The organism is Nonomuraea angiospora, assembly GCF_014873145.1.
Taxonomy (GTDB): Bacteria; Actinomycetota; Actinomycetes; order Streptosporangiales; family Streptosporangiaceae; genus Nonomuraea; species Nonomuraea angiospora.
Genome location: NZ_JADBEK010000001.1, coordinates 3,467,935 through 3,491,486, shown reverse-complemented (window position 1 = coordinate 3,491,486; position 23,552 = coordinate 3,467,935). Strand labels below are relative to the sequence as shown.

Sequence of the window (23,552 nt, the reverse complement as noted above, 5' to 3'; positions counted from 1 at the left end):
GTCGTCCATGGGACGATGGCGGGTTGCGGCCGTCTCCATGGTCATGGTCGCATCGTTACTCTCGGCACCCGGCGCGCACGCCGGCACCGAAGCGGCCGGCCCGCCGATGGCGTTCACGAGCGCCCCGGCCGGCGAGATCACACTGATCACCGGTGACCAGGTGCAGGTGCGGGCCGTGGACGGCGAGCACCGCGCGGTGACGGTCACCCCCGCGCCGCGGGCGGACGGCTCCGTCCCGACGTTCCAGGTGCTGGAGACGGACACCGGCGTGACCGTCGTCCCCGACGACGTCGCCGCCCTGGTCCCCGACCGGCTCGACACCGCGCTGTTCAACGTGACCGAGCTGGCCGAGCAGGGCTACGCGGCAGGCGCCATCCCGCTCATCCTCACCTACGAGGGCAACGCCGCCAAGGCCGCCATCCCCGCCGTCAAGCAGACCCGCACGCTGGAGAGCATCGGCGGCGCGGGCGTGTCGGTGGCGACCCGGGACGCCGCGGCGTTCGGGGCGGAGCTGGCCAGGCTGGCCACCCCGAGCCTGCGGGCGTCGGGCCCGCTGGCGGGCGTGCGGAAGATCTGGCTCGACCGCAAGGTGCGGCCGGACCTGGAGCAGAGCGTGCCGCAGATCGGCGCCCCCGAGGCGTGGGCGGCCGGGTACGACGGCACCGGCACGACCGTGGCCGTCCTCGACACCGGCGTGGACGCCGCGCACGCCGACCTCGCCGGCAAGGTCGCGGACCAGCGCGACTTCACCGGCCAGAGCGTCACCGGCGACCCCCACGGGCACGGCACCCACGTCGCCAGCACCGTCGCGGGCACCGGCGCGGGCGGCGTCGGGAAGGGCGTGGCGCCCGGCGCGCGGCTGCTCAACGGCCGCGTGCTCGACGCCGACGGCTACGGCCAGCTCTCGTGGATCATCGACGGAATGGAGTGGGCGGCCGGCGAGAAGCACGCCGAGGTCGTCAACATGAGCCTGGGCGACCGCGCGGCCGGCGGCCCCCTCACCGCGGCGGTGACGCGGCTCAGCAAGCAGTACGGCACGCTGTTCGTGGTGGCCGCCGGCAACGACGGCTGCGACGGGTGCGTGGGCACCCCGGGCGACGCCCCCGAGGCGCTGACCGTCGGCGCGGTGGACAAGCGGGACGCGCTGGCGCCGTTCTCCAGCAGGGGCCCGATCACGGCCGACCTGTCGGTCAAGCCCGACGTCACCGCCCCCGGCGTGGACATCACCGCCGCCAAGGCGGGCGGCGGCACCCTCACGCTCTCCGGCACCTCGATGGCGACCCCGCACGTCGCGGGCGCGGCGGCGCTGCTGCGCCAGGCCCGCCCGGGGATCGCCGGCAACGAGCTGAAGTCGCTGCTCATGGCCACCGCCAGGCCCGGCCAGGACATCGCCGTGGACGCGCAGGGCGCGGGCCGCATCGACGTGGCCGCCGCGCTCAAGGGCTCGGTCGTGGCCTCGACGGGCTCGGCGAGCTTCGGCAAGCTCACCACCGGCGAGCGGAAGAGCCTCACCGTGGGCTACCACAACCTCGGCCAGGCGCCCGCCGAGCTGGACCTGTCGGCCGGCGACGCGTTCACGGTCGAGCCGTCGAAGCTCACCGTGCCCGCAGGCGGCAAGGCCGAGGTGACGGTCACGGCCAAGGCGGCCCGGAGCGGGCTGGTGCGCCAGGAGCTGACGGCCGCCGTCGCGGGCGGCGGCCCGGTCCGCACGCTGCTGACCGCGAGCGTCGACGACAAGCGCGTCGAGCTGCGCGTACGCGGCATCGCCCGCGACGGCCGCCCCGGCCGCGGCGGCTTCACCGTCCTCAACCTGGACGAGGGCACCCTGGTCGGCCGCCTGCTCCCCGGCGACCCCTCCCAGCCCTGCACCGACCAGAAGTACGGCACCGGCACCTGCCTGCTGGTCAAGCCCGGCACCTACTCCGTGCTCGGCCACATCTTCACCATGCCCGCCACGCAGGACAGCACCGCCGGCGGCAAGCCGCTCAACGAGAGCCTGCTCGGCGACCCGGAAATGAAGATCACGGAGAACACCGAGGTCGTGCTGGACGCCCGCAAGGCGGTCGAGGTGAAGGTCGAGACGCCCGACCACCGGACCAAGCGGAACACCGGCGCCGCCGGGGCCCTCATGTGGTACCGCTCCGGCGAGCAGGGCACCGCGCTGCGCGGCGGCACCACGATCTCGCCCGGTGCGCAGATCGAGGAGCGGCTGTTCGTCCAGCCCACCAGGAAGGTCACCAAGGGCGTCTTCACCGTCGCCACCCGCTGGCGGCTGGCGGCCCCCGAGATCGAGCTGTCCACGCCGGGCCTGGACCTGGAGCCGCAGTACGTCGACCCGGTCCAGTTCAGCGACTTCTCCACCGAGTACCCGCGCCTGGACGGCACCCGGCTGCTCATGGCCGTGGACGCGGGGCGGGGCAGCGCCGAGGAGATCAAGGCCCGCGACCTGCGCGGCAAGCTCGCCGTCATCCGCCGCACGGACGGCGTGCCCGTCTCCACCCAGTCCAACGCCGCCGCGGCGGCCGGGGCGAAGATGGTCGCCGTCTACAGTGACCGGCCGGGCTCCGACGTGACCACCGGCGGCAACATGGTGAAGCTCGCCGTCCCGACCGTGCGCCTGACGCACGAGGAGGGGCTCAAGCTGGTCGCGCGGCTGCGGCACCTGCCCGTGCCGATCCTCGCCAAGGGCATCGTCGCCAGCCCGTACGTCTACGACCTCTACCTGCGCGAGAAGGGCCGCGTGCGCGACTCGCTCGCGTACGTGGTCAGGTCGAGGTCGCTGGCCAGGATCGAGACCGGCTACCACAGCCAGCTGGCCGACGACGTGACGATGAACGAGGCCAGGTTCGTCTTCGAGCCGTGGGACACCTCGTCCATCTCCACGAACCTCCCCCTGGCCAAGACGCCGCGCACGCGCACCGACTACGTCACCCCCGACCCCGAGCTGAAGTGGAGCTCGTCGGCGGGCAGCCCCGAGCGGTCCTACAACAACATGTGGCCGCACCCCGACACGCCGCGCATCCTGATGTCGTCGCCGGAGTTCCGCCCCTACGAGGCGGGGGAGCGGGTCGGCCGGACGCTGTTCAAGCAGCCGCTGATGCCCGGGATCAACCCGCGCAACCCGCTGCGCCGGGACGGCGACCGGCTGCGCATCTCGATGCAGGGCTTCGTGGACGCCGACCGCAACTACGGCGACGGCTACACCAGCATGTTCGAGCACGGCCTGAAGAGCGACTTCCGGCTCTACCAGGGCGACAAGCTGCTGCTGCAGACGAACTACCTGCCCTCGGGGTCGGGGATGCTCCCGCCGGAGCGGGCCACGTACCGGATCGAGTACGACCTCGCCAACGAGGCCGAGTGGGCGAAGCTGTCCACCCGTACGAGGGCGGTGTGGACGTTCGGCTCGGAGCGGGCCACGGGGACGACGGTGATCCCGCTGCTGCTGGCCTCGTTCGACGCGCCCGTGGACCTGAAGAACCAGGCCGGCTCGCACCGGCTCGGCCTGTCCCTCTACCACCAGGAGGGCGCGCAGGAGAGCGCGGTCAAGGACGTCTCGCTGGAGGTGTCGTACGACGACGGCGCCACCTGGAAGCCGGCCCGCCTGCGGGACAAGGGCGAGCGGAGTTACGAGACGACGCTCGACCGCTCGCCGTCCGGCTTCGTCTCGCTGCGGCTGAAGGCCGCCGACGTCAACGGCAACACCCTGTCGCAGGAGGTGATCCGCGCCTACGCGGTGCGCTGAACGCCGTGCAGGAGGGTGTCGATCACCCTCGTGGCCAGCGTGTCCGGATCGGAGCCTGGGGGAGAGCCGTGCGCGGCCTCCCCCAGCAGCGCGAGATAGACCTGCCGGGCCCAGACGAGGTCGGCGCCGGGGCCCAGCAGCTTCCCGAACACCGCCTCGCACAGCTCCATCACCTCGGCCCGCACCGCCTGCGCCTGCGTGCTGAGCGGCACCGGGCGGGCCAGCGTGAACCGCCAGCCGGGCTTGATCTGCAGGATGTTGGCCGTGGCCTGGTGCAGCGCCACCTGGGCGGGCGCGGTGTGCGGGCGGGCGGCGTGCACGGCGTCCTGGATCTCCCGCCACGCGGCCACCTCCATGGCCTCGATCAGTGCCTCCCGGCTGGCGAACCTGCGGTGGACGGTGGCCCTGGCCACCCCCGCCGCCTCGGCGACCTGCTCCATCGTGGCCACCGGATTGGCGCTGAGCACGTCTTCCGCCGCCGCCATGATCGCGCGCATGCTGCGCTCGGCGTCGGCCCGCAGTCTTCCCATAGAGGAACGCTACAGCCAAAAACTGAGACTAAATGGCGCAGATCTATTAGAAAGTGCTACTTTCTAACTCATGACTTACGCACTTGTCACCGGAGCCTCCTCCGGGATCGGCGCCGAGTTCGCGCGTCAACTGGCCGCCCGAGGGCATGACCTGGTGCTGGTCGCCAGGTCCGGCCCCGCGCTCGACGCCCTCGCCGCCTCGCTGCGCCAGGCCCACGGGGTGCGGGCCGAGGTGCTCGTCCAGGACCTGTCCGCCCCCGACGCGGCCCCGCGGGTCGCCGAAGAGGTCGCCGCCCGCGGCATCGCCGTCGAGCTGCTCGTCAACAACGCCGGCTTCGGCACGGCCGGGCACTTCGCGCGGATCGCGCCGGAGCGCGAGCACGAGGAGCTCATGGTCAACGTCGTCGCGCTGGTGGGGCTGACGCACGCGTTCCTGCCGGGCATGCTCGCCCGGGGCTCCGGCGGCGTGCTGAACGTGGGCTCCACGGCCGGCTTCAACGTCGCCCCGTACTTCGCGACGTACGCCTCGTCCAAGACGTTCGTGCTCAACTTCAGCCTCGCGCTCTGGAGCGAGCTGCGCGGCACCGGCGTGAAGGTGCTGGCGGTCGCGCCGGGGCCGGTCGAGACCCCGTTCTTCGACCGGATCGGCTCCAGGCAGGCGGCCATCGGCGCCAAGCTCGCCACCCCCGAGCTGGTCGTCACGACGGCCCTGCGCGCGTTCGACCGCGACCGCGGCTACGTGGTGCCCGGCCGCGGCAACCTGGGCCTGGCCCACCTGATGCCGCGCCGCCCGCGCAAGCTCCTGGCCCTCATCGGCCGCCGCGTCACCCGCCAGGTCGCCGACGCCCTCACGCCCTCGCCCGGACATGGCTGAGGGGGACGGGTGGGTCACCGGCCGGCGATCCACGCCTGCTCCTGGGTGGCGGCGGGCCGCGGGTAGGCGGCCCGGGTGAGCATGGTCTGCGCGATGCCCGCCTTGAGCAGGGCGGCCATCCGGGCCACCGGCACCAGGGTCAGGGCGAACAGGGCGCCCGCCACGGTGTTGACGATCACGAACGCCGTGGGGTCGCCGTAGAACGCGAGCCACTCCGGCAGCCCGTCGCCGACGCCCGGGATCCGGGCCACGGCCCAGCCGTAGACGGGGAAGGTCAGGCCGGCGACGGCCCCGAGCCACCACGTGGCGGTGAGCACGAAGGAGGCCAGCGCGAACGGGAACGCGATGATCCCGTGCAGCAGGTCCATCCACGCCTGCCCGCTCGCCAGGGGGTTCATCATGCGGCGTAACCAGCCGGCGCCCTCGGGGGCGGACGTGTACGGCGGGCGGGCGACGGGGTGGCCGAGCACGCCGGGGAGCGCGACGCGTTCGAGGTCGGCCAGGTGCCGGGAGGCGGCGGCGGTCGCGGCGAGCACCGGCAGGCCGACGAAGGCGACGGCGCCGCCCAGGCCCGCCGAGACGCCGACGACGGTGACGCCGAAGGAGGCCACGGACAGGGGGAGCCCGAGCAGCGTGTAGCGGGTGTCGGCGGCGAGTCTGCGCTGGAGGGTTGTCATGGACACGACGCTACGAGCGGCGGCCGGACCGGATCGAACCTGCGCGCGGCCCATTCCGTGGTAGGGACAGCCCTACCGGAAGCCCCTGACGGAAGCCCCTGACGGAAGCCCCTAACGGAAGCCACGGTCCGCGCGGTCGCGGCGGAAGGCGTCCAGGCGGTCGAAGTCCAGGTCGTGGGCCGAGACCGGGTCGTCGCCCGTGCCGGTGAAGAAGCCGGCGCGGGTGCGCGGGCAGGGGTTGGCGACCCCGGCGACGCCCGCGCAGGGATGCCCGTGGTAGGTGGTCTCGTGGTGCCAGTCGCTGACCGCCACGTACGTCATGAACTCGTACGCCCGAGCCACGGTCATGTGCTGCCACAGCTCGCGCGCCGGGGCGGGGCCGTCCCAGCGGGTGATCGAGAAGGCCGGCACCAGCACCGCGTCGAGGCCGTCGCGCCCGGCCAGGCTGGCCGAATACCAGAGGTCGGCGCAGAGCAGGACGTGCATGCGGCGGCCGTGTAACTCGAAGCCCGCGCTCGGGAGGCCGGGGACCACGCCCGAGCGCCGTTCGACGTCGTAGGGATGGACCTTGTCGTACTCGGCCAGCAACTCGCCCCCGGCGTCGAACACGGCGCCCCGGTTGACCGGTCCGTCGTAGTGCGACCCGCCGACGACCGCCATCCCCGTGGCCTTGGCCAGGTCGCGCACCCTGGCCAGGTATTCGGCACGGGGCAGGTCGGCGCCCGCCAGCTCGGGCAGGAGCAGCACGTCTCCCGAGCGCGCGGTGACGAGCTGCTCGATCGCGTCGAAGTTGGCGTGGCCGTCGGGAGACCAGTGAGGGGGCTGAACCAGGAGGATCTTCACCCTTCCACTGTGACGGGTGGAGGGCCTACTGCGGCTGGTGTACGCGTATAACGGACATGTCCTCGGTGTGGACGGGCTCGCGGCAGTGCGCGCACACCATGAGCGGCTCCAGCGGCTCGCCGCAGCTGTGCCGCCACACCGTCGGCGGCTCGCCCTTCGTGACGTACCGGTCGCCCCAGTCCATGAGCGACAGCAGCACCGAGTGCAGCGCCCGCCCCGCCTCGGTCAGCACGTACTCGTAGCGCGGCGGGTGCGACTCGTACAGCTCGCGCTCCAGCAGCCCGACCTCCTCCAGCTTGCGCAGCCTGGTGGTGAGGATGTCGCGGCTGGCGCCGGTGTTGCGGGCGATCTGGTCGAAGCGGCGCACGCCCAGCAGGACCTCCCGCATGGCCAGCAGGCTCCAGCGCTCGCCGACGACCGTCAGCGCGTTGGCGATCGAGCATTCCCTGGGCATGCTCACCTCCGAGAGAGTCCGAATTTCCAACCTACCTGTTGCCGGGGATCGCCGCGAGCAGCTCGCGGGTGTAGTCCGCGGCCGGGCGGTCGAAGACGTCCTCGGCGGTGCCGCTCTCCACGATCCGCCCGCCGCGCATGACGTGCACCTCGTGCGAGATCATCCGTACGACGGCCAGGTCGTGGCTGATGAACAGGTAGCTCAGCCCGAGCTCGCGCTGCAGCCCGGCGAGCAGCTCCAGGATCTGCGCCTGCGCCAGCACGTCGAGCGCCGAGACGGCCTCGTCCAGCACGACCAGCTCGGGCGAGAGCGCCAGCGCCCGGGCGATGGCCACCCGCTGGCGCTGGCCGCCGGACAGCTCGTGCGGCAGCCGGTCGGCCATGGACGCGGGCAGCGACACCTTCTCCAGCAGCTCGGCGGCGGCCTTGCGGCGCTCGGCCGCGGTGCCGACGCGGTGCACCCGCAGGGGCTCGGCGATCGACTTCCCGACCGGGTAGCGGGGGTCGAGCGAGGCGTACGGGTTCTGGAACACCGGCTGGACCCGCCGCCGGAAGGCGAACAGCTCCCGCCTGCCGAGCGCGGCCAGGTCGGTGCCGTCGAAGCGGATGCTGCCGGAGGTGAGGTCGTCGAGGCCGAGCAGCAGGTTGGCGGTGGTCGACTTGCCCGAGCCCGACTCGCCCACGATCGACACGGTACGGCCCTTCGGGATCCGGAAGGACACCTCGTCCACCGCGGTCAGCTCCTCGCCCGTGCCCCTGATCGGGAACACCTTGCGCAGGCCCTCGACCACCACCAGGTCCTCGCTCTCCTGAGACGGTTGCGCGACGCGCACCGACGACAGGCTCGGCACGGCGTTCAGCAGCCGCCTGGTGTACTCGTGCGCGGGCTCGGCGAGGATCTCCGCCGCCCGCCCGGTCTCGACGATCCGGCCGTCGTGCATGACGGCCACCACGTCGGCCCGCTCCGCCGCCAGCGCCAGGTCGTGCGTGATGAGCAGGACGGCCGTGCCCATCTCGGCGGTGAGCTGTTCGAGCTGGTCGAGGATGCGCCGCTGCACGGTCACGTCCAGCGCGGAGGTTGGCTCGTCGGCGATGAGCAGCTTCGGCCGGCAGGCCAGCCCCATGGCGATCAGGGCGCGCTGGCGCATGCCGCCGGAGAACTCGTGCGGGTACTGCCCGATCCGGCGGGCCGGGTCGGGGATGCCGACGAGGTCCAGGAGTTCGAGCACGCGGGACCGGGCCGCCTTGCCGGTGGCCACGCCGTGGACCTCGAGCGCCTCGGCGATCTGGTCGCCGACGCGCATGAGCGGGTTGAGGTTCGACATGGGGTCCTGGGGGACCAGGCCGATGCCCGCGCCGCGGATCGCCCGCATCTCGCGCCCGGAGAGCGCGGTCAGGTCGCGGCCGTCGAACAGGATCCGGCCGCCGGTGACGCGGCCGTTGTCCGGCAGCAGCCGGTTGACGGCGGCGGCCGTGGTGGACTTGCCGGAGCCCGACTCGCCGACCACCGCGACGGTCTGGCCGGGCAGGACCTCCATCGAGACGCCCTTGACGACGGTGACGTCCTGCCTGCGGGTGCGGAAGGCGACCGAGAGGTCACGGATCTCCAGGAGGGGGGTCATGCGGTCCTCGATCGTTGCGTGGTGGCCTGGAGCAGGCCGTCCCAGAGGGCGTCGGTGGGGGTGGGGTCGTCCTCGACGAGCAGGCGGTTGCTCGCCAGGGCCAGGGCGATGTCGCGGCCGGGCACGAAGCCGACCGCGCAGCCGACGAAGCCGGGGTGGCCGAGCACGGTGACGGTCTCCTCCGACAGCCGCAGCTCGTACGTGCGGAACCCCAGGGCCTGCCCGGCGTCGGGGCCGGGGGTGAAGAACTCCCTGGCCACTTCGGGCCGCCACAGCCGGTCGTACTCCTGGTAGCGGGACATCGCCAGGCCGTAGGCGAGCAGGTCCGGCACGGTCGAGAAGAGCCCGGCGTGCCCCGCGACCCCGCCGAAGACGTGGTGGGCGTTGCCGTCGGCGACCTCCCCGAGCACCGGACCGGCCCGCCAGCGCGCGAAGTCGGAGCTGCGGTACGGCACGGGGTAGGGCCGGCCGGTGTCGAGCATGGCCATCTCGATCCGGTCGTCCAGGGCGCCCATGGCCACCTCGGGGCCCGTCGGGCGGCCGTACCCCGTCGAGCCGAGACCGAGCGGCTCGGTGACCAGCTCGGTCACGGCCTGGTCCAGGCCCAGGCCGGTGACGGTCTCGACGATCCGGCCGAGCAGCACGAAGCCGAGGTCGGAGTAGTGGCGGGCGCGGCCGGGGCGGTAGCGCGGGGGCGGCGGCGCCGGCTGGATGTAGAGCGGCCACCACTCCCACAGCCCGCCGCGGTGCAGGAGCAGGTCCCGCACGGTGATCGCCTCGTACGAGCGGGTGAGGTACGCGCTCAGCGGCGCGTCCAGGTCCACCAGCCGGTCGGACACCAGCCGGATGAGCGCCGTCGTGGTGCCCACGACCTTCGTGACCGAGGCGAGGTCGTGGCTGGTGTCCAGGGTCATCGGCGCCTCGCCGACGAGTTCGCCGCCCTGCCGGCGCACGGTCCGGTGACCGGAGCACTCGGTGAGGTCGAACCACGGCGTCCGCGCGGCCATGACCACGCCCGGCGGGGGGCTCACCTGTTCGTCGCCCGGCGACCGGCTCATCGTGTCAGCACCAGCGAGCGCGGCGGCTCGGCGACCGGCGCCGGGAGCGCGAGCGGCCCCGCGCCGGGCGTCAGCGTGCCGAGGATGCGGGCCTCCCGGGCGCCCGTCCCTCCCGGCGCCGTGCCGGGCAGGCCGTGCGCGGTCAGCCAGCCGATCAGCGCGAACGCGATGGCCTCCTTGTCGTCGGACGGGGCTCCGTAGTCGTCGGACGGCGCCACGTCCACGCCGGGCAGCGCGGCCCGCAGCCCGTCCATGATCACGGGGTTGCGGCAGCCGCCGCCCGAGACGACCAGCGCGCCCACCCCGGCGGCCCGCACGTCCCGGGCCACCGTCCGGACGGTCAGCTCGGTGAGCGTGGCCACCAGGTCGGCGTCCCCGGGCGCGCGTCCCGCCCGGGCCAGGGCGGCCTCCACGTAGCCGAGGTGGAACAGCTCCTTGCCGGTGCTCTTGGGGGCCGCCAGCGCGTAGTAGGGCTCGTCCAGCAGCACCTCCAGCAGCCGCTCGTCCACCCGGCCCGAGGCCGCGATCCGCCCGTCCGCGTCGAAGCCCCGCTCGTTCAGCCCCCTGCTCGTGACCACCGCGTCGATCAGCGCGTTCGCGGGCCCGAGGTCGTAGGCGTACAGCTCGCCGCCGCGCACCACGGTCATGTTCGCGATGCCGCCCAGGTTGAGCGCCGCCGCCCCGCCCTCGTGGGCCCGCAGCAGCAGCCCGTCCAGCACCGACACCAGCGGCGCCCCGTGCCCGCCCGCCGTGATGTCCCGCACGCGCACGTCCGACAGCACCGGGACGCCGGTCCGCTCGGCGATCCACGCGGGCTGGCCGATCTGCAGCGTGCCGAGCGCGTGCGTGCCCTCCACCCAGTGGAAGACGGTCTGCCCGTGCGAGACGATCAGGTCGACGGGCCCGCCCAGCGCGATCGCCGACGCCGCGGCCTCGGCGAAGCTCTGCCCGATGAGCGTGTCGAGCACGCACACCTCGGCCAGCGTCGTCTCGGCCGGCGGCAGCGCCGCGATCAGCCGGGCCCGCAGCTCCGCCGGGTACGGCGTGCTCGCCGTGTGACCCACCCGGCCTTCGAGCAGGCCGCCGACGAGCTCGAAGTCCACGACGGCCACGTCGATCCCGTCGTGCGACGTGCCGGAGATCATCCCAAGAATTCTCATCGTCTTCCTCGCGGGTCGAGTGTGTCACGCAGGCCGTCGCCGACCAGGTTGAGGCCCACCACCAGCAGCACGACGAGCGCGCCCGGCGCGATCAGCGTCCACGGGGCCACGAAGACCAGGCTGCGCGCCTCGAAGATCATCGAGCCCAGTGACGGCGCGGGCGGCGGCGTGCCCAGGCCGAGGAAGCTCAGCGACGCCTCGGTCAGCACCGCCCACGACAGCGACAGGGCGACCTGGACGATGACGATCGAGGTGATGTTCGGCAGGACGTGCCTGAGCATGATCTGCCAGCGGCTCATGCCGGTCGAGACGGCCGCCTTCACGTACTCGATCTCCCTGAGCGACAGCACCGGGCCCCGGGTGACGCGCACGAAGATGGGCACGTACACGATGGCGATGGCCACCGCGATGGTGAACCAGTTCCGGTCCAGCACCGACGCCAGCGACAGCGCCAGCAGCAGCGGCGGGAACGCGAACAGCACGTTCGTGACCCCGCCGATCGCGCCGTCGGCGACGCCTCGGTAGAAGCCGGACACGAGCCCGCCCAGCGTGCCCGCCACGGTCGCGAACGCCACCGCGACGACCGCGATGAGCGCCGAGTTGCCGACCCCGGCCGCCACCCGCGAGAACACGTCCCGGCCGAACTGGTCGGTGCCGAACAGGTGCGCGCCGGACGGCGCCCCGAACCGGGAGGGCGGGTGCTGCGCGACCGGGTCGTACGGCAGCAGCCCGGCGTACGACAGCGCCGCCACGATCGCCAGCAGCACGAGGATCACCGACCCCGCCACCAGGGCGGGACTCCTCCTCACGAGGCCCTCACCCTCGGGTCGATCACCCGGTAGAGCACGTCCGTCAGCAGGTTGACCAGCACGAACGCCAGCGCGATCACCAGCACCGTGCTCTGCACGACCGCGTACTCCTTCTGCTGGATGCCCAGCAGCACCTGCCGGCCGACGCCCGGCACGGAGAAGATCTGCTCCACCACGACCGCGCCGCCGAGCAGGTAGCCGAACTGCAGGCCGGTCATGGTCACGATCGGCACGAGCGCGTTGCCGAGCACATGCCTGACCTGCAGCCGCCGCTCCGGCACGCCCTTGGCGCGGGCGGTGCGGACGAAGTCGTCCGAGCGCACCTCCAGCACCGCCGTGCGGGTGGTGCGCAGGATCGGCGCCGCGATGCCGAAGCCGAGCACCAGCGCCGGCAGGAGCATCTGCCGCAGGTTGAGCAGCGGATCGTCGAAGAGCATGGCGAAGCCCTGCCCGTTGGGGTTGAACCCGAACGACGCCGCGGAGATCGACAGCAGCGCCGTGGCCAGCAGGAACGCCGGGACCGACAGCCCCGCCAGGCTCACGAACTGGCCGAGGGCGTCCCTGGGGGAGTTGGCCCTGGAGGCCGCCAGCATGCCCAGCGGCACCCCGATCAGCAGCGCCAGCAGGATCGAGAGCACCGCCAGTTCGAACGTCACCGGCAGCGAGTGCAGGGTCAGGTCGAGCACGCTCTGCTGCTGGCGGGCCGAGTAGCCGAAGTTGCCCGTGAACATGTTGCCCAGCCACGAGAAGAACTGCGTGACCAGCGGCTGGTCGAGCCCGTAGTACTGCTCCAGGGCCTGCCGCTGGGCGGGCGTGAGCGCGGCGGCCTCGGTGCCGAGCCCGGCCGTGATCCGGTCGCCGGGGATCGCCCGCAGCATGACGAACACGAGCACGGCCACCCCGAACAGGGTGCCGGCCGTGCTCAGGATCCGGTTGCGCAGGCGCATCAGCCCACCGAGGTCGTACGGAGGTACTGCAGCGAGCCGCTGGCCATCGGCACGAAGCCCTGCACGCCGGAGGTCGTGGCGGTGTAGGTGTAGCCGGAGAACAGCCAGATCCAGGGGGCGTTCTCCTCCAGCTTCGCCGAGACCTGCTCGTAGATCGCCTTGCGGGCGGCCTGGTCGGTCGTCGCCTTGCCCTCGGCGAACAGCTTGTCCAGCTCGGGCGAGCTGTAGCCGGCGACCTTGTTCAGGTTGCCCTTGCTGGTGAAGTAGCGGCCGTAGGAGCCGTCCGGGTCGGGCCGGCCGCCGTTGAGGGCCACGGCGGCGTCGAAGTCGGCGGCCACCCAGCGGTCCACGAACGCGCCCGACTCCAGCACCTCCAGCTCCAGGTTGATCTTGGCCTCGGCGAGCTGGGCCTTGAGGTTCTGGGCCTCGTTGACGGAGGTCGCGTACTCGCCCTGGGAGACGATGGTCTTGACGGTCACCCCGCCGGACTTGCCCGCCTTGCCGAGATACTCGGCCGCCTTGGCCAGGTCGCGGGCCGGGCAGGGCCGCTTGTTCGGGTCGGACTTGAACGCGGGAGCGGTGATCGGCCCGGTCACCTCGCCCTCGCCGAGCGCGGCGGTGTCGAGCACCTGCTTGCGGTCGATCGCGCACTGGATCGCCAGGCGCACGTTGACGTCCTTGAGGTCGCCGTGCTGCGCGTTGAGCTGGAGCACGTGGTAGTTGAGCTGCGGCGTCTTGGTCACGGTGAGCGTGCCGCCGCCCTGCGCCGTCTGCGCGACGAGCGGGTCGTTGAAGATGGCGAGCTGCACGTTGCCCGACTGCATGGCCGAGACGATGGACGACTCGTCGGGGATCACCCGGAACTCGACCGCGGCCACCTTCGGCTTCTCACTGCCCCAGTACGCGTCGTTCCTGGCCAGCGTGATCGACTGGCTCGCCACGCGCTTGCCCAGCTTGAACGGCCCGGTGCCGTTCGGCGTGGTGTTGAGCTTCTCCTCGGTGTCGTCGGAGGAGAGCATCGCCATGTTGACCGTGGCCAGGTTGGCCGGCAGCGCGGCGTCGGGCCCGGTCAGCTCCAGCACCAAGGTGCCCGCGTCGGGCGCCTCGACCGACTTCACCGACGACAGCGACGCCCTGGCCACGGCCGCCGTCTTCTCGTCCATGATCTTCTCCAGCGACGACTTCGCGTCCTGGGAGTCGAACGCGCTGCCGTCGGCGAAGGTGACGCCCTGCCTCAGCTTGAGGGTGAGCTTCTTGCCGTCGTCCGAGGTCTGCCACGACTCGGCCAGCCCGGGGACCACGTTCAGGTCCTTGTCGAACTCCGTGAGCGTCCCGTACAGGTTCTGCAGCACGTTGACGGCCTGGAACTGGGTGGCCTTCCAGGGGAAGAGCGTGTCCGGGTCGGAGGTCACGCCGACCACGAGGGTCTTGCCGGAGGCCGCGCCGCCGGCGCCCGGGGCGGGCCCAGAGGATGAGGGCGAGGACGACGAGCAGCTGGTGAGGGCGATGGACAGCGCAGCGGCGATGCCTACCGCGGAGATTGCGCCACGGGGCATGTGGTCTCCTGGGGGGAGTCGGTCATAAAATTACGCAGACCCTACCACTGGGGTACTTTTCTTTCCGTTGCGGGGATGGATGAGGATGGCCGAGGACGACGGGACCGTGCTGATCCGCATCCGGGCCGCCCTGCCCGCGCTGCGGCCGTCGGAGCGGCGGATCGCGGAGGAGTTCGTCGGCGATCCCGCGCAGGCGGCCAACCTGTCCATCGCCGAGCTGGCCGCCCGCTGCGCGACCTCGACGACCTCGGTGGTGCGCTTCTACCAGCGCATGGGCTACGCCCACTACAAGGACCTCAGGATCGACCTGGCCAGGGCGGTGGCGCGCGAGGAGCTGACCACGTCGAGCCTTCCGGAGGCCTCCGGCGACATCGACCGGTACGACAGCCTGGAGGGCATCGTCTCCAAGGTGGCGATGAACGAGACGCTGTCCATCGCCGACACGGCGCGTTCGCTGGACATGGACGCGCTGGCCACCGCCGTGTCGCTGCTGCTGGCGGCCCGGCGGATCGACAGCTTCGGGGTGGGCGCGAGCTCCCTCGTGGGGCTCGACCTGCAGCAGAAGCTGTCACGCATCGGCCGTACGGCGATCAACTGGCACGACGCCCACTCGGCCTGGACGTCGGCGGCCACGCTCGACTCCGGCTGCGTCGCGGTCGCCGTGTCCCACACGGGCGCCACCGTGGACACGGTCGAGTTCCTGTCGATCGCCCGCAAGTCGGGCGCCTCGGCCGTGGCCATCACGAACTTCCACGACTCGCCGCTGGCCCGGGCCGCCGACGTGACGCTCACGACGGCCGCGCGGGAGACGAAGTTCCGCTCGGGCGCGCTGGGCAGCCGCATCGCCCAGCTCATGGTGGTGGACTGCCTGTTCACGGGGGTCGCGCAGGCCTCCTACGACGAGTCGATGGCGGCGCTGCGCAACACGTACGCGGTCGTCCACGAGCGGGTCGTGCACAAGCGCGGATGAGGTTCACAGCCCGGATTCACCTGGGGTTCACGGGCTGTCTCTACCTTGGTGGGCCATGAGCTGGAGGTACCGGGCCAACACGACGCTGGAGGGCCTGACCGGATACACGTTGACGCGGCGGCCGCGGAAGCAGCCGCCGAAACCGCCGCCACCGCCGCCGCTGGCGCTCCAGCGGCTGCCCGGCGACGAGGTGCGGCCGCCCGCCGATCCCGCGCACGACCGGCTGCTGCGCGAGCCGGTCTTCCTGCTGTCGTCCGTACGGTCGGGCTCCACGCTCCTGCGGGTCATGCTGAACAGCCACTCGCAGGTGCATTCGCCCATCGAGACGCACTTCAGGCGGCTCACGGTCGGGCTCGGCACCGAGCCCGTGCGGCAGGCCATGGAGGCGCTCGGCCACACCCACAGCGACATCGAGCACATCGTGTGGGACCGGCTGCTCCACCGCGAGCTGACCCGCAGCGGCAAGCCGGTGCTGGCGGAGAAGACGCCGAGCAACGTGTTCGCCTGGCGGCGCATCGCCACCTGCTGGCCCGACGCGCGCTTCGTCTTCCTGCTGCGCCACCCCATGTCCATCGTGCAGTCCTGGCACGAGGCCGACCCGGGCAAGCGGCCCATGGAGGAGGCCGTGCCGCGCACGCTGAGCTACATGACGTACCTGGAGGAGGCCCGCACCCACCTCGACGGGCTGACCCTGCGCTACGAGGACCTGGTCGCCGACCCCGAGCGCGAGCTGCGGCGGCTCTGCCTCTTCCTGGGCGTGGAGTTCGAGCCGGTCATGCTCACCTACGGCCAGAAGGACCACGGCGGCTTCGTCAAGGGCATCGGCGACTGGCGTGACAAGATCCGCGCGGGGACGGTCGTCGCGGGCCGCCCCCTGCCGTCAGCGGACGAGGTGCCCGAGGAGCTGCGCGAGATCTGCCGCTTGTGGGGCTATACGCGGTGACGGAAGTTCAGCTGCGATTTGTCTCCTCGTCGCCTTGGTCTCCGATAGGTTGCCGATCGTGATCGACGGGCCCTCGCGCCGTACCCTGCTCGCCGGAAGTCTCGCCGGCCTCAGCCTGCCCAAACCCGCTCTCGCGGCCCCGGGACTCCCCGCCCGGCCCAACATCCTCGTCATCCTGGCCGACGACCTGGGCTGGGGCGAGATCGGCAGCCAGGGGCAGCGCCTGATCAGCACCCCCAACCTGGACCGGCTGGCGGCCGAGGGCGTGCGCTTCGAGACCGCCTACTCGGGGGCGCCGCTCTGCGCGCCGTCGCGCTGCGCGCTGCTCACCGGGCTGCACGCGGGCCACGGCACCGTACGCGAGAACCCGGAGGGCGGGCCGCAGCGCTCGCTGAACGACGCCGACCTCACCTTCGCCGAGCTGCTGCGCCTGTCCGGCTACCGCACGGCCTGCTTCGGCAAGTGGGGCTTCGGCCCCGAGCGGCCCGGCCAGGCCTCGCACCCGAACGAGCGCGGCTTCGAGGAGTTCTTCGGCTACATCGGCCACGCCCACGCCCACCAGTACTTCCCCAAGTACCTGTGGCACAACGGCGCCAAGGTGCGCCTCGACGGCAGGCAGTACGCACCGGACCTGTTCCTCGAGCGGGCGATCGAGTTCATCAGGCGCGGCGGCGACGACCCGTTCCTGCTCTACTTCCCCACCAACCTGCCGCACTCGCCAAGCGTCATCCCCGGCGACGCCGGCCGCTACGAGAACCGGCCCTGGAGCGGCCCGAACCGGCGGCACGCCGCGCAGGTGGCCCGGCTCGACGCCGACGTGGCCACGCTGGTGCGGGAGTTACGCGCGGCCGGTGTCGCCGAGCGCACGCTCGTGCTGTTCACCAGCGACAACGGGCCGCACAGCGAGAAGGGCGTGACGCCGGAGCTGTTCGACTCCAACGGGCCCTGGCGCGGCGACAAGCGCGACGTCTATGAGGGCGGCATCCGCGTGCCGCTGATCGCCTGGTCGCCCGCGTTACGCCCGCGCGTGGTCAAGCAGCCGGTGGCCTCGTGGGACGTGCTGCCGACCCTCGCGGACCTGGCCGGGGTGCCGGTGCCCGCGCACCTCGACGGCCTGTCCTTCCGCGGCCTGCTCACCGGCGCGGGCGCCCGCAAGCACGACCACCTGGTGTGGAACCGGCCCCGCAAGGCCCAGGCCATCCGCCGGGGCCGGTGGAAGCTGGTCCGCTTCGCGCCGCACATCGCGGGCGCGGGGCCGCAGGGCCGGGTCGAGCTGTACGACTTGGCCACCGACCCGGGGGAGCGCCGCGACCTGGCGGGGGAGCGGCCGGCGCTGGTGGACGAGCTGATGAGCCTGCTGGACGACTCGATCGGGCCGGACCCGCGGCTCCCGTACGGGCTGAAGACGGAGATCACCGGCGGCCAGGTCGTGGTGACGCTCTACAACGGCTCGTCGGTGCCCTGGCGCGAGGTCGAGCTGGGCCTCAACCGCGCGCGGGCCCGCACGATGCCGCGCGTGGACCCGGGAAGCGCGATCTCGGTCGGCTTCGCGCTCCCCGGCGGGAGCGGGAGGCGGATCACCGCCCGCGCCGAGTTCGACGCGGGCGGACGCTCCCTCTCCTTCCGTAAGGCCGTTTGATCAGGGCAGGCAGCCGACGTGGGCGAGGGCCTGCTTGAGCAGCACGCCCTGCCCGCCGGTCATCTCCTGCTGCACCGCCGGCGACGCGGCGTCCTCCGGGGTGAACCACTCCAGGTCCAGGGCGTCCTGGCGGGGCCGGCAGTCGCCCGCGACGGGGACGATGTAGGCCAGGGAGACGGCGTGCTGGCGGGGGTCGTGGTAGGGGGTGACGCCGGGCGTGGGGAAGTACTCGGCGACGGTGAACGGCTGAGGGGAGGCGGGGATGTGGGGGAGCGCCACGGGGCCGAGATCCTTCTCCAAGTGACGCAGGAGCGCGTCGCGGATCCGCTCGTGGTGCAGCACCCGTCCCGAGACCAGCGCCCGGCTGACCGTGCCGTCTGACGCGATGCGCAGCAGCAGGCCGACGCGGGTGACCACGCCGGTGTCGTCGACCCGCACCGGCACGGCGTCGACGTAGAGGATGGGCAGCTGGCCTCGCACCGACTCGAGTTCGTCGGGCGAGAGCCATCCAGGCGTGGTTTCGGTCTTTTCGGTCATCTGCTGATCGTACGTCCCCGGATCCGGCCCTCGGGGACGGTCCTGCCCGCCAGCCAGGAAGCCGCGCAGGTGACCAGGACGATGCCGAAGAACGGCAGGTAAGCGATGACTTTGCGGCTCATGAGAGCCTCCTCCGCTGCCACTGGACGGTGTACTTGGGGTCGTTCGCGGACTCCATCCCGGCGCGGAAGATCCCGAACCTGGTGCAGGCGGAGCCCGCGAGCAGGGCCGCGCCCGCCGCCACGGCCGCGATCCTGCTGCGCCGGCCGACGGTCACCCCGGCCAGCGCGCCCGCCAGCGACAGCGCCTCGCCCGCGCGCAGCAGCCGGCTGCGCTTGAGCGGCTCGGCCAGCGGCCCCAGCCGCCGCTCCATCCGGGTGGCGGCCACGCACTCGACCGCCGCGCCCAGCATCGCCACCCGGCGGGCCGGGCCCGCCTCCGACAGCGGCGCGGCCAGCATCCCGAGCCCGCCCGCCGCCGCCGCGGCCGAGCCGGCGAACAGGAACGGCATCTCGCGGAACCCCTCGTGCCAGGCGGGCACGGCGGTGTCGCAGATCAGCGCGGCGGTGTAGGTGGCCACCGCGGGGCCCGCCAGGCCCGCCCCCACCGTGGCGGCCCGGCCCAGCCTGGGCAGGCGCCCGGACAGGTCGGCGGCCCCCGCGCACACGGCCTGCGGGCCGTACGCCGTGAGGATCCACGTGCCGACGCTCATTGGCGAGGTCACCTTGAACACCCGCAGCATGTTGATGAACCGCTCGGGCCGCCCCAGGTCGTGGATCAGCGAGTAGAACGAGCCGCCCAGCGCGCACAGCGCGGCCACCCGGCCCACCCTGGCCAGGCGCGGCCTGCCGGTGAGCTCGGCGACGGCCGCCAGCGTGGACGACGCGCCGGCCAGGCCGCCCAGGAACAGGTAGCCGGCGATGTCGTGCTCCTGCCACGTCGGCTCGTTGAGCACCGGGCGGCCGTAGTAGGAGTCGTAAACCTTCTCCGGGCCCGCCTCCGGCCGCTCGCGCCGGTCGCCCGCCGAGCCCGGCGTGGCCTCGCGTTCGGTGCGCAGCTCGGCCGCGCCGTCCAGGCGCACGTCGGTCTGACTGGTCATCCCCGCCTCCTCCAGATCGGCAGCGCCATCGCCGTCACGCCCGCCAGCAGGGCGAACGCCGCGACCCCCGCGTGCCGCCACATCGACGGCAGATCTCTCGTGGTCACCACGGGGCCGGGCGGCAGGCCGTAGACCTCGGGCTCGTCCAGCAGCAGGAAGAACGCCCCCATGCCGCCCACCCCGTCGCCCGGGTCGTGCCCGTACAGGCGGGCGGAGGCCGTCCCCGCCTCGCGCACCTGGCCGAGCCGGCGCTCGGCCCGCTCGCGCAGCTCGTCGAGGTCCCCGAACTGGATCGAGTCCGTCGGGCACGTCTTGGCGCACGCGGGCTCCTGCCCGTCGCCCAGCCGGTCGTAGCACATGGTGCACTTGGCGGCCACGCCGCTGCTCTCCCGCTTGCCGATCACCCCGAACGGGCAGGCGGGCACGCAGTAGCCGCACCCGTTGCAGACGTCCTGCTGCACCACGACCGTGCCGAACTCGGTGCGGAACAGCGAGCCCGTCGGGCACACGTCCAGGCAGGCCGCCTCCGTGCAGTGCTTGCACACGTCGGAGGCCATCAGCCAGCGGAAGTCCATGTCGCCGACCCCGGGCTCCTGGTGGCCGAGCGGCCGGCGCTGCTCGACGAACGCGACGTGCCGCCAGGTGTCGGCGCCCAGGCTCACGGTGTTGTCGTAGGACATGCCGGTGAAGGCCAGGCCGTCCTCGGGGACGGCGTTCCACTCCTTGCAGGCCACCTCGCACGCCTTGCAGCCGATGCAGATGCTCGTGTCGGTGAAGAACCCCACGCGGCCCATCACGCCTCCGTCCCCGTGCCGGCGACGACGCCCGCGCGCTCCTGATAGGACCTGACCAGCTCCGGCAGCGCCGGCCCGCGCGGCCGCCGCCCGGGCCGGATGTCGGCCGCCAGGGCCTTGACCTCCTGGATGTGGGAGTTGGGGTCCAGCGAGATCGCCGACAGCTCGTTGGCCGCGTCGCCCCTGGCCAGGCCGTTGGGCCCGTAGTGGAACGGCAGCCCGATCTGGTGCAGCACCTTCCCGTCCAGGCGCAGCGACGGAATCCGGTCGGTGACCATGACCCTGGCCTCGATGGCGTTGCGCGCCGTGATGATCGTGGCCCAGTCGCCGTGCACGAGCCCGCGCTCGGCGGCCAGCTCGGGCGAGACCTCGCAGAACATCTCCGGCTGCAGCTCCGCCAGGTACGGCGTGTGCCGGCTCATCCCGCCCGCCGTGAAGTGCTCCGTCAGCCGGTACGTCGTCACCACGTACGGGTAGACCGACGCCCCCGGCTCGCCGCCGCTCGGCTGGTAGCGGTTGTCCTCGTGCGGGTAGACCTTGCGCGCCGGGTTGCGCTGGTGGCCGTAGAGCGGGTTGGCCACCGGCGAGTCCTGCGGCTCGTAGTGGGTCGGCAGCGGCCCGTCCACCACCCCGGACGGCGCGAACAGCCAGCCCTTCCCGTCGGCCTGCATGATGAACGGATCGATCCCCGACAGCGCCGCCACGCCCTGCGCGTCCTCCGGCGGCCGGAAGCCGGGGTCCTTGTCCTCGTCGATGTCCGGCACGTCGAACCCGGTCCACCGGCCCGCGTCCGCGTCCCACCAGACGAGCTTCTTGCGCTCGCTCCACGGGCTGCCGTCCGGCCTGGCCGAGGCCCGGTTGTAGAGGATGCGCCGGTTCGCCGGCCAGGCCCACCCCCATTCGGCGGCGATCCAGTCCTGCTCGGTGTGCGGCTTGCGGCGGGCGGCCTGGTTGACGCCGCCGGCGTACACGCCGCAGTAGATCCAGCAGCCGCACACCGTGGAGCCGTCGTCCTTGAGCTCGCCGGACCCGGACAGGGGCCGCCCGCCGGGGCCCCAGCCGTTGATCTCCGCCAGCACGGCCTCCGCGGACGGCTCGGCCACCTCTCCCTCGGTCGGGTAGTCCCAGGTGAGCTCCAGCACCGGCGCGTCCATCGGATCCGTCGAGCCCGCCAGCTTCTCCCTGATGATCCGCCCCAGGTGGTACATGAACCACAGGTCGCTGCGCGCGTCACCGGCCGGCTCGACCGCCTGGTGGTGCCACTGGAGCAGCCGGTTGGTGTTGGTGAAGGTGCCGCTCTTCTCGGTGTGCGTCGCGGCGGGGAAGAAGAACACCTCGGTGCCGATGTCCTCGGTGACCAGCTCGCCCGTCTCGATCTCCGGGCCGTCCTTCCACCAGGTGGCGCTCTCGATCAGGTTGAAGTCGCGGACCACCAGCCAGTCGAGCTTCGCCATGCCCAGGCGCTGCATGCGGGTGTTGGCCGAGCCGACCGCGGGGTTCTCGCCGAGCAGGAAGTAGCCCTTGCAGACGCCGTCGAGCTGCGCCAGCACGGTGTCGTACGTGCTGTGCGAGCCGGTCAGCCTGGGCAGGTAGCCGAACCTGAAGTCGTTGTCCGGCTGGGCGGACTCGCCCCACCACGCCTTGAGCAGGCTGACCAGGTACGCGGGCATGTTCGCCCAGCAGCCCCGGTGCGGCGCGTCGGCCCGCAGGAACTTGCGCAGGCCCAGGTCCTCGTGCGCGTGCGGCATCGGGATGTAGCCCGGCAGCAGGTTGAACAGCGTGGGCACGTCGCTGGAGCCCTGGATGCTGGCGTGCCCGCGCAGCGCCTGGATGCCGCCGCCGGGCCGGCCCACGTTGCCGAGCAGCAGCTGCAGGATGCTCGCCGCCCTGATGAACTGCGAGCCGTCGCTGTGCTGCGTCCAGCCCACCGCGTAGACGAACTCGGAGGTCTTGTCCGGGCCGGAGTTGTCCGTCAGATGCCGGCACAACCGCAGGAACAGCTCGCGCGGCACCCCGCACACCCGCTCGACCGTCTCCGGGGTGTAGCGGGCGAAGTGGCGGCGCAGCACCTGCATGACGCAGCGCGGGTGGCGCAGCGTCTCGTCGCGCCGCGGCGTCCCCTCCATGGGCAGGCCGGTGGCGCCGAGCACCTCGGAGCGGCCCGGCGGCAGCTTGCCCACCCGCCGCTCGTAGTCCTTGTCGCGCTCGCCGGAGGCCGGCGAGACCGCGATCCCCTCGTACTGCCAGCTCTCGTCGTCGTAGACGCGGGTCTGCGGGTCGAAGCCGGAGAAGACGCCGTCGAGGTCCTCCGCGTCGCGGTAGTCCTCCCGGAGGATCGTGGCGGCGTTGGTGTAGTTGACCACGTACTCGTGGAAGTACAGGTCGTTGTCCAGCACGTGGTTGATGATCCCGCCGAGCAGGGCCACGTCCGAACCCGCGCGGATGGGCACGTGCAGGTCGGCCAGCGCGCTGGTGCGGGTGAAGCGCGGATCGACGTGGATGATCACCGCGCCGCGCGCCTTGGCCTCCATCACCCACTGGAAGCCGACCGGGTGCGCCTCGGCGAAGTTGGAGCCCTGGATGACCACGCAGTCGGAGTGCTGCAGGTCCTGCATGAACGTGGTGGCCCCGCCCCGGCCGAACGACGTGCCGAGCCCGACCACGCTGGAGCTGTGACAGACCCGGGCCTGGTTCTCGATCTGCACCACGCCGAGCGCCGTCAGCAGCTTCTTGATGAGGTAGTTCTCCTCGTTGTCCAGCGTCGCGCCGCCCAGGCTGGCGATGCCCAGGGTCCTGGCGGTGCGCTTGCCGTCCCGCTCCCACTCCCAGGTCGCGCGCCTGGTGGCGATGACCCGGTCGGCCACCATGTCCATGGCCGTGCCGAGGTCGATCTCCTGCCAGTCGGCCCCGCCCGGCGGGCGGTAGAGCACCTGATGCCTGCGACCGGACGCGGTGGTGAGCTGGAGGCTGGCCGCGCCCTTGGGGCACAGCCGGCCGCGGCTGATGGGGGAGTCGGGGTCGCCCTCGATCTGGACGACCCGTTCATCCCGTACGTATACGTTCTGGGCGCAGCCCACCGCGCAGTACGGGCAGATCGACTTGACCACCCGGTCGGCCGTGGCCGTGCGGGCACGCAGCGCCGCAGTCCTGGCCGACTTCACCGCCGCTCCCCGCCCGCTGCGGTCCTCGCCGGTCAACTGCCGCAGCAGCGGCCAACGCATGTCCATGACGCCCCCCGAAACCCCTGGCCGGGTTTCTGCCCTGCTCCCGGGAGGCGAAAACCCGCAGGTCGGAGGGGG

The 23,552-nt window shown here is 72.5% G+C and carries 20 protein-coding genes; 5 read left to right on the top strand and 15 right to left on the bottom strand.

Features of this window, described 5'->3' with window-relative positions; translation table 11 throughout:
* The first annotated feature begins 7 nt into the window (after nt 1-7).
* Nucleotides 8-3,742, top strand: coding sequence for a S8 family peptidase (locus H4W80_RS15825; protein WP_192785793.1), 3,735 nt, complete (start codon nt 8-10; stop codon nt 3,740-3,742).
* On the opposite strand, the gene H4W80_RS15820 is transcribed toward H4W80_RS15825, so the two are convergent.
* Nucleotides 3,727-4,272 carry a TetR/AcrR family transcriptional regulator gene (locus H4W80_RS15820; RefSeq protein ID WP_192785792.1) on the bottom strand — a complete coding sequence of 182 codons (546 nt, stop codon included), beginning with the start codon at nt 4,270-4,272 and terminating at the stop codon, nt 3,727-3,729. The two genes, H4W80_RS15825 and H4W80_RS15820, sit on opposite strands and share 16 nt — an antisense overlap.
* 70 nt (nt 4,273-4,342) lie before the next feature.
* Here H4W80_RS15820 and H4W80_RS15815 point away from each other — a divergent pair, with 70 nt between their 5' ends.
* Entirely contained in the window at nt 4,343-5,146 is an 804-nt protein-coding gene (locus tag H4W80_RS15815) for an SDR family NAD(P)-dependent oxidoreductase (RefSeq protein WP_192785791.1), read from the top strand.
* 14 nt (nt 5,147-5,160) lie between these two features.
* Here the strand turns inward: H4W80_RS15815 and H4W80_RS15810 are convergent, their stop codons facing one another.
* The 9 genes from H4W80_RS15810 to H4W80_RS15770 all read right to left on the bottom strand — a co-directional run bounded on the left by H4W80_RS15810 (nt 5,161) and on the right by H4W80_RS15770 (nt 14,271).
* Nucleotides 5,161-5,823 carry a sensor domain-containing protein gene (locus H4W80_RS15810; RefSeq protein ID WP_192785790.1) on the bottom strand — a complete coding sequence of 221 codons (663 nt, stop codon included), beginning with the start codon at nt 5,821-5,823 and terminating at the stop codon, nt 5,161-5,163.
* A 111-nt stretch (nt 5,824-5,934) separates the two neighbouring features.
* Entirely contained in the window at nt 5,935-6,666 is a 732-nt protein-coding gene (locus tag H4W80_RS15805; protein WP_192785789.1) for a carbon-nitrogen hydrolase family protein, read from the bottom strand.
* A gap of 25 nt (nt 6,667-6,691) precedes the next feature.
* On the bottom strand, nt 6,692-7,120 hold the full coding sequence (locus H4W80_RS15800) for a winged helix-turn-helix transcriptional regulator (RefSeq protein WP_192785788.1): 429 nt from the start codon (nt 7,118-7,120) through the stop codon (nt 6,692-6,694).
* A 31-nt stretch (nt 7,121-7,151) separates the two neighbouring features.
* Entirely contained in the window at nt 7,152-8,741 is a 1,590-nt protein-coding gene (locus tag H4W80_RS15795; protein WP_192785787.1) for an ABC transporter ATP-binding protein, read from the bottom strand.
* Entirely contained in the window at nt 8,738-9,799 is a 1,062-nt protein-coding gene (locus H4W80_RS15790) for a serine hydrolase domain-containing protein (protein ID WP_192785786.1), read from the bottom strand. Before H4W80_RS15790 ends, H4W80_RS15795 begins: the two co-directional genes overlap by 4 nt.
* Complete coding sequence (locus H4W80_RS15785) at nt 9,796-10,959, bottom strand: anhydro-N-acetylmuramic acid kinase (protein WP_192785785.1); 1,164 nt, start codon at nt 10,957-10,959, stop codon at nt 9,796-9,798. The genes H4W80_RS15790 and H4W80_RS15785 overlap by 4 nt, the downstream gene beginning before the upstream one ends.
* Nucleotides 10,956-11,768, bottom strand: a complete 813-nt coding sequence (locus H4W80_RS15780; protein WP_192785784.1) for an ABC transporter permease — start codon at nt 11,766-11,768, stop codon at nt 10,956-10,958. The genes H4W80_RS15785 and H4W80_RS15780 overlap by 4 nt, the downstream gene beginning before the upstream one ends.
* Entirely contained in the window at nt 11,765-12,715 is a 951-nt protein-coding gene (locus H4W80_RS15775) for an ABC transporter permease (RefSeq protein ID WP_192785783.1), read from the bottom strand. Before H4W80_RS15775 ends, H4W80_RS15780 begins: the two co-directional genes overlap by 4 nt.
* Nucleotides 12,715-14,271: an ABC transporter substrate-binding protein gene (locus H4W80_RS15770; RefSeq protein WP_192785782.1), complete on the bottom strand. Its 1,557-nt coding sequence runs from the start codon at nt 14,269-14,271 to the stop codon at nt 12,715-12,717. Before H4W80_RS15770 ends, H4W80_RS15775 begins: the two co-directional genes overlap by 1 nt.
* Before the next feature lie 85 nt (nt 14,272-14,356).
* Between H4W80_RS15770 and H4W80_RS15765 the strand changes: the two genes are divergently transcribed.
* From H4W80_RS15765 to H4W80_RS15755, 3 genes are read left to right on the top strand one after another with little or no spacing between them, the layout of a single operon-like run.
* Nucleotides 14,357-15,241 (top strand): MurR/RpiR family transcriptional regulator, encoded by an 885-nt coding sequence (locus H4W80_RS15765; RefSeq protein ID WP_192785781.1) that lies wholly within the window; start codon nt 14,357-14,359, stop codon nt 15,239-15,241.
* A 55-nt stretch (nt 15,242-15,296) separates the two neighbouring features.
* Nucleotides 15,297-16,184: a sulfotransferase family protein gene (locus H4W80_RS15760; protein WP_192785780.1), complete on the top strand. Its 888-nt coding sequence runs from the start codon at nt 15,297-15,299 to the stop codon at nt 16,182-16,184.
* A gap of 58 nt (nt 16,185-16,242) precedes the next feature.
* Complete coding sequence (locus H4W80_RS15755; RefSeq protein WP_192785779.1) at nt 16,243-17,823, top strand: arylsulfatase; 1,581 nt, start codon at nt 16,243-16,245, stop codon at nt 17,821-17,823.
* On the opposite strand, the gene H4W80_RS15750 is transcribed toward H4W80_RS15755, so the two are convergent.
* The 5 genes from H4W80_RS15750 to fdh are packed head-to-tail and all read right to left on the bottom strand — an operon-like array spanning nt 17,824 to nt 23,480.
* On the bottom strand, nt 17,824-18,360 hold the full coding sequence (locus tag H4W80_RS15750; RefSeq protein WP_192785778.1) for an NUDIX hydrolase family protein: 537 nt from the start codon (nt 18,358-18,360) through the stop codon (nt 17,824-17,826).
* Complete coding sequence (locus H4W80_RS62705) at nt 18,357-18,482, bottom strand: hypothetical protein (RefSeq protein ID WP_264085986.1); 126 nt, start codon at nt 18,480-18,482, stop codon at nt 18,357-18,359. Before H4W80_RS62705 ends, H4W80_RS15750 begins: the two co-directional genes overlap by 4 nt.
* Entirely contained in the window at nt 18,479-19,459 is a 981-nt protein-coding gene (gene nrfD, locus H4W80_RS15745) for an NrfD/PsrC family molybdoenzyme membrane anchor subunit (protein WP_192785777.1), read from the bottom strand. Before nrfD ends, H4W80_RS62705 begins: the two co-directional genes overlap by 4 nt.
* A complete protein-coding gene (locus H4W80_RS15740) occupies nt 19,456-20,253 on the bottom strand; it encodes a 4Fe-4S dicluster domain-containing protein (RefSeq protein ID WP_192785776.1) in 798 nt (265 codons plus the stop codon). The genes nrfD and H4W80_RS15740 overlap by 4 nt, the downstream gene beginning before the upstream one ends.
* Nucleotides 20,253-23,480: a formate dehydrogenase gene (gene fdh / locus H4W80_RS15735; RefSeq protein ID WP_192785775.1), complete on the bottom strand. Its 3,228-nt coding sequence runs from the start codon at nt 23,478-23,480 to the stop codon at nt 20,253-20,255. The genes H4W80_RS15740 and fdh overlap by 1 nt, the downstream gene beginning before the upstream one ends.
* Between the last annotated feature and the right edge of the window lie 72 nt (nt 23,481-23,552).